12 protein-coding genes are annotated in these 11,160 nt (G+C 71.2%); 9 read left to right on the forward strand and 3 right to left on the reverse strand.

Annotated features, from left to right (window positions below):
- The first annotated feature begins 79 nt into the window (after positions 1-79).
- The 8 genes from IE145_RS10725 (at position 80) to IE145_RS10760 (ending at position 7,061) form a co-directional block, all read left to right on the forward strand.
- Positions 80-724, forward strand: coding sequence for an HAD family hydrolase (locus IE145_RS10725; RefSeq protein ID WP_189520695.1), 645 nt, complete (start codon positions 80-82; stop codon positions 722-724).
- 87 nt (positions 725-811) lie between these two features.
- Positions 812-2,059, forward strand: coding sequence for an MFS transporter (locus tag IE145_RS10730; RefSeq protein WP_189520696.1), 1,248 nt, complete (start codon positions 812-814; stop codon positions 2,057-2,059).
- Positions 2,028-3,197, forward strand: a complete 1,170-nt coding sequence (locus IE145_RS10735) for an acetoin utilization protein AcuC (protein WP_189520697.1) — start codon at positions 2,028-2,030, stop codon at positions 3,195-3,197. Before IE145_RS10730 ends, IE145_RS10735 begins: the two co-directional genes overlap by 32 nt.
- Positions 3,198-3,300: 103 nt before the next feature.
- On the forward strand, positions 3,301-4,116 hold the full coding sequence (locus IE145_RS10740) for a phosphatase (protein WP_189520698.1): 816 nt from the start codon (positions 3,301-3,303) through the stop codon (positions 4,114-4,116).
- Positions 4,117-4,243: 127 nt separating this feature from the next.
- Positions 4,244-4,456: a helix-turn-helix domain-containing protein gene (locus IE145_RS10745; RefSeq protein ID WP_003968329.1), complete on the forward strand. Its 213-nt coding sequence runs from the start codon at positions 4,244-4,246 to the stop codon at positions 4,454-4,456.
- Positions 4,457-4,577: 121 nt separating this feature from the next.
- On the forward strand, positions 4,578-4,676 hold the full coding sequence (locus tag IE145_RS10750; RefSeq protein ID WP_003948845.1) for a 30S ribosomal protein bS22: 99 nt from the start codon (positions 4,578-4,580) through the stop codon (positions 4,674-4,676).
- Between the two features lie 180 nt (positions 4,677-4,856).
- The gene (locus tag IE145_RS10755) at positions 4,857-5,945 is read left to right on the forward strand and encodes an NAD-dependent epimerase/dehydratase family protein (protein WP_189520699.1); all 1,089 of its coding nucleotides are present in this window, start codon (positions 4,857-4,859) and stop codon (positions 5,943-5,945) included.
- 15 nt (positions 5,946-5,960) lie between these two features.
- Positions 5,961-7,061, forward strand: coding sequence for a lysophospholipid acyltransferase family protein (locus IE145_RS10760; protein WP_189520700.1), 1,101 nt, complete (start codon positions 5,961-5,963; stop codon positions 7,059-7,061).
- 80 nt (positions 7,062-7,141) lie between these two features.
- Here the strand turns inward: IE145_RS10760 and IE145_RS10765 are convergent, their stop codons facing one another.
- The 3 genes from IE145_RS10765 to IE145_RS10775 all read right to left on the reverse strand — a co-directional run bounded on the left by IE145_RS10765 (position 7,142) and on the right by IE145_RS10775 (position 10,690).
- Positions 7,142-8,353 carry a DUF5667 domain-containing protein gene (locus IE145_RS10765; protein WP_189520701.1) on the reverse strand — a complete coding sequence of 404 codons (1,212 nt, stop codon included), beginning with the start codon at positions 8,351-8,353 and terminating at the stop codon, positions 7,142-7,144.
- A 222-nt stretch (positions 8,354-8,575) separates the two neighbouring features.
- The gene (locus IE145_RS10770) at positions 8,576-9,355 is read right to left on the reverse strand and encodes an ECF subfamily RNA polymerase sigma factor, BldN family (RefSeq protein ID WP_032766607.1); all 780 of its coding nucleotides are present in this window, start codon (positions 9,353-9,355) and stop codon (positions 8,576-8,578) included.
- Between the two features lie 387 nt (positions 9,356-9,742).
- Complete coding sequence (locus IE145_RS10775) at positions 9,743-10,690, reverse strand: HAD family hydrolase (protein WP_075265694.1); 948 nt, start codon at positions 10,688-10,690, stop codon at positions 9,743-9,745.
- Positions 10,691-10,848: 158 nt separating this feature from the next.
- On the opposite strand from IE145_RS10775, the gene IE145_RS10780 reads away from it, so the two are divergent.
- Positions 10,849-11,139: a glutaredoxin family protein gene (locus IE145_RS10780; RefSeq protein WP_069737151.1), complete on the forward strand. Its 291-nt coding sequence runs from the start codon at positions 10,849-10,851 to the stop codon at positions 11,137-11,139.
- Positions 11,140-11,160 lie beyond the last annotated feature (21 nt).

Genomic DNA, 11,160 nt, shown 5'->3' on the forward strand with positions numbered 1-11,160 from the left:
GCCGAACAATTATTGTGGGAAAGCCCCGTGCCCTTGTGGCACGGGGCTTTTCTGCGTTCTGAACGTCTAGGGTCGGAGCATGCGCTACGAACTGGTCATCTTCGACAACGACGGTGTGCTCGTCGACAGCGAGCCGATCGCCAACACCGTCCTCTCCGGCTACCTGACCGAACTCGGTCACCCCACCTCGTACGAGGATTCGCTCCGTGACTACATGGGGTCGGCGGTGCACCGGATCCACGACCTCGTCGGAGAGCGGACCGGACAGAAGCTGCCCGAGGACTTCGACTCCACGCTCGCGGCCCGCACCTTCGCCGCTTTCCAGGAGGAACTGGTGGCCGTCGACGGTGCCGAGGAACTGCTCGGGAAGCTCGTCGCGGACGGGGTGGACTACTGCGTCGCTTCCTCCGGGAGCCATGAGCGGATCCGGGTCGGCCACCGCAAGACGGGGCTCGACCAGTGGTTCGAGGAGGAGTGGATCTTCAGCTCGGAGGACGTCGGGCGGGGCAAGCCGGCGCCGGACCTCTTCCTCTACGCAGCCGAGCGCATGGGCGTCGCACCCGAGCGGTGCGTCGTCATCGAGGACAGCCCGCTCGGGGTCGAAGCGGCACGGGCGGCCGGGATGGACGTGTACGGCTTCACGTCGATGGTGCCCGCCGACCGGCTCGTCGGAGTGACCGGGCACTTCTCGGACATGGCCCAACTGCCCCAGCTCCTCGCCTGAAGCCCTCCTCCGGACCTCGCCCTCGTCCGGAAACTGCTCGGCTGATCCATCTACCCAGGGGTAGCGGTTGGCCCTACGCTCGCCGCCATGACTGATGCGGTCTTGCGGCACGGCAGGGCCTCCCTGGGGCTGAGCTTCGGCGTTCAAGGCGTGGCGTTCGCTCTTCTGGTGACGCGTATCCCCGCCATTCAGGACCGGTACGGGATATCCGACGGGCTGCTGCCCGTCTTCCTCGCCGCCGTCCCGATCCTGGCGGGTGCCGGCAGCGTGGCCACCGAGAAGGTGGTCGCGCGGGTGCGGCCGAGCGTCGTCCTGCGCTGGGCCCAGCCCCTCGTTCTCCTCGCTCTCCTCGGGGTGGGCGCCGGGCGGGAGATGTGGCACGTCGCCGTCGCCCTCGGCGTGTTCGGGCTGGCAGTCGGGGCGCTCGACGCCTCCATGAACATGCTGGGCGTCAGCCTCCAACGCGCTTACGGGCGCTCGATCATGACCGGCTTTCATGCCGCCTACAGCCTGGGCGGGATCGCAGGGGCCTCCCTGGCCTGGGCCGGGGCGCGCTGGGAGATGTCGTTGCTCGCGTCCTACCTGCCCGTCGTCGCCGTACTGCTGCCCGCCGCGCTGGTCGGGAGCCGGTGGTACACGGAGGGGGAGGGCGCGGAAGGGGCGGGGCCGGACGGTACGAAGGCCGCCACGAAGGCCGGCACGGAGACCGGTGCCGGTTTTGTCGGTGCGGGCGGGGCGTTCTCGTTCAAGCTGTTGTTGCCGCTCTGCCTCATCATGACCTTCGCGTACATCGGGGACTCGACCGTCTCCAACTGGAGTGCCAAGTACCTCCAGGACGTGCTGGGCAGTTCGGAGCAGCTCGCGACCGTCCCGTACAACGTCTACATGGTGACGACCCTGTTGGGGCGGGCCGTCGGGGACCTCGGGGTGCGGCGGTTCGGGGCGGTCGCCGTGGTGCGGGGCGGGAGTCTGCTGGCGGCCGGCGGGTTCGCGGTCGTGGCGGTGGCGCCCGGGGCCTGGGTGGGGATGCTCGGGTTCACGATGCTCGGGTTCGGGCTCTGCGTGATCGTGCCGCAGACCTTCGCCGCCGCCGGGCGGCTGTTCCCGGGGAACAGCGACGCCGCCGTGGCCCGGTTGAATATCTTCAACTATGTGGGGTTCCTGGTCGGTTCGCCGCTCGTGGGTGCTCTGGGCGATGCGTGGAGTTATCGCGGGGCCATGCTCGTACCGATGGTTCTGGTGCTGGCGACGCTCGTGTATGCCCGCGCGTTCGGGCCGGAGCCCGCCCGATACGGTGGCGGGCATGAGCGGCCGCGCACAGCTGATGTGGGATGACGCAGTTACGGGATACGACTTCGGGGACACCCACCCCATGGACCCGGTCCGCCTCGCCCTGACGATGGGGCTGGTGCGGGCGTTCGGGCTGGATTCGGCGGTGGATCTGCGGTCGGCGAGGCCCCTGGGGGACTCCAGCCTGAGACTCGTGCACCGGCAGGACTATGTGGCGGCCGTGCGGGCCGCCTCCGCGAACCCTCGGGCCGCCGACCAGAGCTACGGGCTCGGGACCGTGGACGATCCGGCGTTCACCGGGATGCACGAGGCGTCCGCGCTGATCGCCGGGCTGTCCGTCGGTGCCGCGGAGGCCGTGTGGCGGGGCGAGACCGAGCACGCGGTGAACTTCACCGGGGGGCTGCATCACGCCATGCCGGGTGCGGCCGCCGGGTTCTGCGTCTACAACGACCCGGCCCTCGCCATCGCCCGGCTGCTGGAACTGGGCGCGGAGCGGGTCGCGTACGTCGATGTGGACGTCCACCACGGGGACGGGGTGCAGGCCGCGTTCTGGGAGGACCCGCGCGTCCTGACGATCTCGCTGCACGAGCACCCGAGGACGCTGTTCCCGCAGACCGGGTGGCCGGAGGAGACCGGGGCCGGGGACGGCGAGGGGTCCGCGGTGAACGTGGCGCTGCCGGCGGGCACCGGGGACGAGGGGTGGCTGCGGGCCTTCCACGCGGTGGTGCCCGAGCTGCTGGCCGACTTCCGGCCCCAGGTGCTCGTCACCCAGCACGGGGCCGACACGCACTTCGAGGACCCGCTCGCCCATCTCGCCGTATCACTGGACGCGCAGCGGGCGGTCATGGAGTCCTGCCACCGGCTGGCCCACGATCACGCCGACGGGCGCTGGGTGGCGCTCGGCGGCGGCGGGTACGCGGTGGTGGACGTGGTGCCCCGGTCGTGGACGCACCTCGTCGGGATCGCCGCGCACGCGCCGGTCGATCCGGAGTCGGTGGTGCCGCCGTCCTGGCGCGATCTCGTCTACGCCCGTACGCGGCAGCTGGGACCCGGCCGGATGACGGACGGGCGTACGCCGTCGTGGAAGGCGTGGGAGGACGGGTACGACCCGGCGGACCGGCTGGACCAGGCGGTGCTGGCGTCCCGGAAGGCCGCCTTCCCCCTGCGGGGGCTGCTGACCTGAGTCCGTGCGTCGCGCGGGGGCATTGTGCCGTGCGTTACGCCAACGGTGGGGCGTAACGGGATTCCGGCCCGCTCCGGCTCCCCGATGCGGCAGCATCCCAGGGGTGTTGAGCACCGGGGCGCTGCGCGCCCATCTGCTGGCGGCCCGGCTGGCCGGGCCCGTGGCCACGTCGCGCGAGACCAGTCTGCGCAGCTACCGGCTGTTCGCCGCCCGGGATCCGCGCGTGATGCTGGGGCTCGCGCCCGAGCGGGCCTGGGGCGAGGGCGAGCTGCTGCGGCTGATGGCGGACCGGTGCGGGGTCTCGGCGGACCCCGCGCATGTGAGCGGCCCCGACGCGATCGATCCGGACCGGACGGTGGCCGCGCTGGACGCGTTCGGCGAGCGGTTGGCGCTGGTGGCGGAGCGGCGGGCTCCGGTGCTGCTGGGGACCGGGCATCCGCACCGGCTGCTCGGTTTCTACGCCGGGCTGGCAGACGCCCTGTCGACGGCGGGCTGTCCTGTTCTCACCCCCGCGCAGGGCAGATGTGTCGACATAACGACCCGGTTTGGCGTACGCACGTACCGTCTCGACTACGTACGGGGTGTCGCCCTGGTGCGCGAACCCGGGGGGCGGCCCACCGGGGGTGAGACCGGCGCGCACACGCATTCGCCGCTTCCCGTGCGGCTCGCGCTCCAGGACGCGGCGGAGCGGCTCGGGGTGCTGCCCGAGCTGGTGATCGGGGATCACGGCTGGGTCTGCGGCGCAGGTCAGCTGGGGATCGAGGCGATCGGTCCGGCGGACACGGACGATCCGGCGCTGTTCGTGGGGGAGGCGGAGGGGCGGGTGTCCCTGGTCGTCCCGCTCGACGACGGCGTACGGGCGCCGTTCTACCGGCCGTTGACGCGCTATGTGCTCAATCGGGCCTGTCTGTCACAGTAAGCCGTCGATCGCCTCCCCTCTTCCCCACTCGCACCACCCGCCCCTAATCTGGTGAGTGAGCGCACAACGACGAAGAGTCACCGGAGGGGAAGCCGGTGCGCGTCCGGTGCGGAGGGACAGGTGGGTCATGGCTGCTGGCAGCGAGAGGCCTCTCAACGAGGTCAAGTTTCTGACCGTGGCGGAAGTCGCCTCGGTCATGCGAGTGTCGAAGATGACGGTGTACCGCCTGGTGCACAGCGGTCATCTGCCGGCGATCCGGGTGGGCAGGTCCTTCCGGGTGCCGGAGCAAGCGGTTCACGCGTATCTCCGCGAGTCCTTCGTGGGGGTGGAATCAGCCTGAGGTGAGCCTCGGGTTGCCCGCGGATTACGTCCCTCGGACGGTGGCGGGTAGGCTAGGCCGACGTAGGTCGTGTGGGCCCAGACGCCCCGCACCAGTGAAGAAGAAGTGAGCGAGGGTAGTCGTGGGCTCTGTTATCAAGAAGCGGCGCAAGCGGATGGCCAAGAAGAAGCACCGCAAGCTGCTCAAGCGCACGCGCGTTCAGCGTCGCAACAAGAAGTAAGCGAACGCAGTTCGTGAGATCCGCAGCCCTCCCGCCGTCATGGTGGGAGGGCTGCGGTGCGTTTCGGGGCATGGGGGCGTCACAGGACGGCGTCCACCCGCTACGGTGACCGCCAGGGAAGTTACCGCGGGAAGCAGGGGAGCCGGGCCAGGCTTCCCGGGCCGACGGAAGGCACTGGTCTTGGGGAAGGTCGTCCTCGTCACAGGAGTGGCCCGGCAGCTGGGGGGCCGCTTCGTCCGGCGTGTCCAGCGCGATCCCGGGGTGGACCGGGTGATCGCGGTCGACGCCGTCGTGCCCCCGCACCGGCTGGGCGACGCGGAGTTCGTCCGCGCCGACATCCGGCAGTCGGCCATAGCGCGGATCCTGGCCGAGTACGCCGTCGACACGGTGGTCCACCTGGACGTCTCCGGCAAGGCGCTCGGCGCCGGCGGCCGGACGGCGATCAAGGAGACCAACGTCATCGGCACCATGCAGCTGCTCGGCGCCTGTCAGAAGTCGCCGACGGTGCAGCGGCTCGTGGTGAAGTCCAGCACGAGCGTGTACGGGTCGGCGCCCCGCGATCCGGCCGTGTTCACCGAGACCACCCCGCCCAAGTCGCTGCCCAGTGGCGGCTTCGCGAAGGACGCGGTGGAGGTCGAGGGGTACGTACGGGGCTTCGCCCGCCGCCGCCCGGACGTGGCGGTGTGCGTGCTGCGGTTCGCCAACATCCTGGGCCCGCATCCGGACTCGCCGCTCGCCGACTATCTGTCGCTGCCCGTCCTGCCGACCGTCTTCGGCTACGACCCGCGCCTCCAGTTCGTGCACGAGGACGATGTGATCGACGTCCTCGGGATCGCGGCGAGCGAGCCCCGGCGCGGCACGCTGAACAGCGGCACGTTCAACATCGCCGGCGACGGGGTGCTGCTGCTGTCGCAGTGCTCGCGGCGGCTGGGGAGGCCGACCGTTCCCGTGCTGCTGCCCGCCGTCACCTGGGTCGGCTCCGCGCTCCGTACGATCGGCATGACCGACTTCTCGCCGGAACAGATCCGGCTGCTCACCCACGGCCGGGTGGTCTCGACGGTGCAGATGCGCGAGACCCTCGGTTTCCGGCCGGCGTTCACCACGGCGGAGACCTTCGCGGAGTTCGCGCGGAGCCGGGGGCCCGGGCTGCTGCCGCCGGAGACGGTGGGCAGGGCGGTGGACCGGCTGGCGGCGTTGCCGCTGCCCGGAGGCGCCGGACCGCGGGAGCGCGGGGCCGGTGCGGTACAGACGACTCACGGCGCCAGGTAGAGGAGCGCACCGACGATGGCGGATGCCAAGGTCATTCCGTTCGACGACGACCGTTCGCGGTCCGGTGGCGGTGCGCGTCCGGCGCGGCGCCGGACGGGGGCGGGCGGCAGCGGGCGGGGTGACGGCTCCGCCGCTCCGGTGAGCGCGCTGCCGGGGGCGCAGGTGCCCGAGCAGGGCGACGTCCCGTCCGACGCGCTGTCCGGCCTCTCCCCGGGGGCCGGGGAGACGGGCGGTGGGCCGGGGGTGCCGGGTCCGGACGAGGGGCGCTCGTCGGCCGGGGGCTGGGAGCGGCGGATCGCGGGCGGGCTGGCGTTCCTGCGGCGGCGGATCACCGGTGATTACGACGTCGACGAGTTCGGGTACGACCGGGAGCTCACCGACCAGGTCCTGATGTCGGCGCTGCGGCCGCTGGCGGACACGTACTTCCGGGTCGAGGTGAAGGGCATCGAGAACATCCCGTCGGACGGCGGGGCGCTCATCGTGGCCAACCACTCCGGGACGCTGCCGCTGGACGGGCTGATGCTCCAGGTCGCGGTGCACGACAACCATCCGGCCGAGCGGCATCTGCGGCTGCTCGCCGCCGATCTGGTCTTCCATCTCCCGGTCGTCAACGAGCTGGCGCGCAAGGCCGGTCACACGCTGGCCTGTGCGGAGGACGCGCAGCGGCTGCTGGAGATGGGGGAGATCGTCGGGGTGATGCCGGAGGGGTTCAAGGGCATCGGCAAGCCGTTCGGCGAGCGCTACAAGCTTCAGCGCTTCGGGCGGGGCGGGTTCGTGTCGACGGCCCTGCGGGCGGGCGCGCCGATCGTGCCGTGCTCGATCGTGGGGGCGGAGGAGATCTACCCGATGATCGGCAACGCGAAGACGCTGGCCCGGCTGCTGGGCTTCCCGTACTTCCCGATCACGCCGACGTTCCCGTGGCTGGGGCCGCTGGGTGCGTTGCCGTTGCCGACGAAGTGGACGATCCAGTTCGGTGAGCCGATTCCCACGGACGGCTATCCGCCGGAGGCGGCGGAGGACCCGATGCTGATGTTCAACCTGACGGACCAGGTGCGGGAGCAGATCCAGCACACGCTGTACAAGCTGCTGGTGCAGCGGCGGTCGGTCTTCTTCTGAGGCTGTGACGAGCAAGGGGCCGGTACGCGATCCGCGTACCGGCCCCTTGTCGTGTCTCCTGTCGTGTCTCCGTTTCGGCTCTACGGCCTGAGGTTCTCGCCGTCGATGCCGAGGCCCGGGAGGAGCCCGGGGAGGAGCGGGGGCAGGGTGACGTCCGGGGCGGCGGGTGTGCTCGGGCGGCTCTCGGAGGGCTGCGGGGCGAGCTCGTCGGTGGGGAGCTCGTCCAGCAGGCCGTCCGTGCCGCCGCCGAGCAGGCCGCCGTCCGGGGTGGCGTCGGAGGAGCCCGGCGAGCCGGAGGGCTTGGGGTCCGCGCTGCCGTCGGTGCGGTCTCCGGGCTTCTCGGGGGAGGCCGGAGGTGCGGGGGCGTCGGTGCGGGGGGAGTCCTTGCCCGGGGTGGTGGTTCCGGAGCGGCCGGTGCCCCGGTCCTCGCCCGGGGGGCGGGGGAGGAGGGACTGGAGCGGTGCGACTTCCTCCTCCATGGCGTCGAAGACGGAGGTGACCTCGTCGCGGACGTCGGTGAGCTGGACGGGCAGCCGGTCGCGGAGACTGCTCCAGGTGGCGCGGTGCGAGCGGGAGAAGGTGTCCAGGGTCTGCATGGGGCCGATCGCTCCGTCGCGCTGGTAGGCGGAGCGGAGCAGGCGGTGGCCCTCGGAGGCGTCGTGGGACATGCCGTTGAGCGCGCGTCTGACGGCGCCGAGGGATTCGTGGTCCAGGCTGCCGGAGCGGCCGCGCTCCATGAGTCTGCGGGCCTCGCTGAGCCGGGTGGAGGCCTGGTCGAGATAGGCCTCGCCGCGGTCGGCGTCGCCCTTGGCCAGGCCGAGGCTGATGTCCTCCATCCCGCGCTTGAGCCCGTACAGCGAATCACCGGGGAGGGCGTCGGAGCTGGCGGCGGCCACTCCGCCGAAGGCTCCCGCGGCCACGCCGACGGTGAGCCCGCCGGCGGTGAGTCCCTTCGCCCAGCGGGAGCGGGGGCGCAGTCTCCGCAGTGGTGAGGCCCGGTGGGCCCCCTTGCCCCGTTGCACGGGCACCGTAGGGCCCGTGGACGCGCCGCCCTCGGCGAACATGGCCTCCATGGCGGCGACGAGCTGGGCTCGCTGCACCACTTTGACCTCGGGGTCCAACTGCGGCTTCGGTAGCTCACCGAGGCCGTTCGCCAGGGCCAACAGTGGTCCGCGGTCGGCCTGGTCGGCCGGCTCCGCGGGCTCTGCGGCCGCCGCACCCTGGGGGGTCTGCTCCTCCAGGGCCTGGGCGAAGGCGTTCGCCCGCCGGTGTGCCGAAACGTTTGCGATCACTGGCGGCACCTCCTCTCGTCATGACGGTCGACTCCCCTGGCGGTCCGGAAGGTTGCGCACCTTGAGCGTTTCCACTCGATGGAGTGAGTGGAGACGGACAGGTGGTGACGACAGGGGGCCTGCAACCGGCACAACGACGCGCGCGGCACTTGGGTTACGCACGAAAGATGATCGGACCAGTGCGTGACGGGACGGTCACGCAGGGGTCGTCGACCGGGGTGGTCAGCGGGCGTCGTCCGGCAGGAGTCGGGCGAGCGTCCGCACGGCTCGGTACTGGAGGGTCTTGATCGCGCCCTCGTTCTTGCCCATCACGCGGGCGGTCTCGGCGACCGAGAGCCCTTGGAGGAACCGCAGGGTGACGCACTCCTGCTGCTGGGGGTTGAGTCGCCGGACGGCCTGGAGCAGAGCGGCGTTGGAGAGGGACTCCAGGACGGAGTCCTCGGGGCTGCGCGCCACCTCGTTGGCGTCGAGCATCTCGCCGGTGGTCACTTCCAGTCGGAAACGACTGGATTTGAAGTGGTCGGCGACCAGGTTGCGAGCGATCGTGACCAGCCAGGCGCCGAAGTCGCGGCCCTGCCAGGTGAACGTGGAGATACGGCGCAGCGCGCGGAGGAAGGTCTCGCTGGTGAGGTCCTCCGCGGTCGCCTTGCCGCCCACGCGGTAGTAGATGTACCGGTACACGGTGTCGCTGTACTGGTCGTACAGGCGGCCGAAGGCGTCCGCCTCGCCGGCCTGCGCGCGCTCGACGAGGTCCATCATGCGCGCGCTGTCGCTGTCGGCCGTGGGGCGGCGGACGGTCGACGTGGTGGTCGAGGCGGCGCGGGTGCTGCGTCTTCCGACCGCCGCACTGCGTTCGGCCAGGGCGTAGCAGGGGCCGGCAGGTGCAGGGGTGGCAAATGCGGGGACGGCGTACGCGGTGGGGACGAAGCCGCGCAAGCGGTCAATGACCGATGCACGCAGCGTAGCCAGGCCCGAGGCGTCAACCCCGACGTGTGGGTACACGGGACTCCCAGAGGCAGAGCTTCCATCACGAGCAGTTCGAAAATCGTCACCCGTGGTAGCGGGTGACGGTCTCCGTGATGCGTCTGAGGAGAATAACGCTTCGTGCAGGCAGTGCTACACCCAGTTGTCTAAATCGCCGGTTCCGTCGCTTCTCTTATCGCTAAGTGACGTATCAAGTCGCACATGGTGACCGTTTATTGATCGGATTACTTCGTGATCTGCCTACGGGGACGACGGGTTGTGGCCGTGCACCGGCGATCCGGCTGGCCGGAGGGGGCGTCGGCGCGATCGGCGAAACGGCTTTCGACCGGCGGTACGGCTTCGGGCGTGGCTGCGCCCCGTGACCGGACGGTGCGGGCGGGCACGGGGCGCGGAGCGGAGGCGGGGTCAGCGGCGACGGCGGTGCAGGGCGAGCGCGGCGGCCGTGCCGCCCGCCAGTGCGCCGACCCCGGCGGCGGCCGGGATGCCGACCTTGGCCGCCTTGCGGCCGGTGCGGTAGTCGCGCAGCCGCCAGTCGCGGGCGCGGGCGTACTTGCGGAGCTTGGTGTCCGGGTTGATCGCGTAGGGGTGGCCGACCAGCGAGAGCATCGGGATGTCGTTGTGCGAGTCGCTGTAGGCGGCGCAGCGGTCCAGGTCGAGGTCCTCGGCGGCGGCCAGGGCCCGGACGGCCTCGGCCTTGGCGGGGCCGTGCAGCGGTTCGCCGACCAGGCGGCCGGTGTAGACGCCGTCGACCGATTCGGCGACAGTGCCGAGCGCGCCGGTCAGGCCGAGGCGACGGGCGATGATGGTGGCGGTCTCCACGGGTGCGGCGGTGACCAGCCAGACCTTCTGTCCGGCGTCCAGGTGGGCCTGGGCCAGGGCGCGGGTGCCGGGCCAGATGCGGTCGGCCATGTACTCGTCGTAGATCTCCTCGCCGATGGACATCAGCTCGGAGACGCGGTGGCCCTTGACGATGGACAGGGCGCTGTCGCGGGCGTCCTGCATGTGCTCGGGGTCCTCGACGCCGGCCAGCCGGAACCACGCCTGCTGCCAGGCGAACCGGGTGAGTTCGCGGCGTTCGAAGAACTTGCGCTTGTAGAGGCCGCGGCCGAAGTGGAAGATCGCGGCGCCCTGCATCACGGTGTTGTCGAGGTCGAAGAAGGCGGCGGCGCGGACGTCCCCGGCGACCGGGAACGCGGGTTCCTCGGGCGCCTCTTCGGGGGTGGTGGTCAGCAGGGCGGCGTCGTCGTCGGCGGCCGAGGTCTTGCGCGCGGCCTCGGCGGCGGCCTCGCCTGCCAGGACGCTGCGCGCAGTCGCGGAACGCCTACGGGGGGTGAGCCATCCAAGAGCGGCCATGCGGTGAGCATAGCCAGTCCGTCCGTACGTGCCCGACCTGCCGTGATGCGGCGGTGTGAACGCTTCGGGGCGGGATGGTGAATCGGTCGATTCCGGGCGGCCCCGGGGGCGGGTGGCGCAGGCCCGGGGGGCGGGCGCGGCGGGCGCAGAATGGAGGAATGAGTCCTCTGCTGCGACGTACGAAGAAGAAGCCCGCCGAGCGGGTGGTCACGCTGGTCGGGAAGCCGGGCTGTCATCTGTGCGAGGACGCGCGGGCGGTGGTGGGCGCGGTCTGCGCGGAGACCGGTGCGTCGTGGGTGGAGAAGGACATCACCGAGGACGAGGAGCTGTACAAGGAGTACTGGGAGCAGATTCCGGTGGTGCTGATCGATGGCGAACAGCACACGTTCTGGCGCGTGGACCCGGCCAGGCTGCGCAAGGCGCTGGGTGCGGACGCGAAACCCGGTTAACATTGCGGGCGTTTTGAGTGG

It is taken from the genome of Streptomyces sindenensis (assembly GCF_014649035.1).
GTDB lineage: Bacteria > Actinomycetota > Actinomycetes > Streptomycetales > Streptomycetaceae > Streptomyces > Streptomyces sindenensis.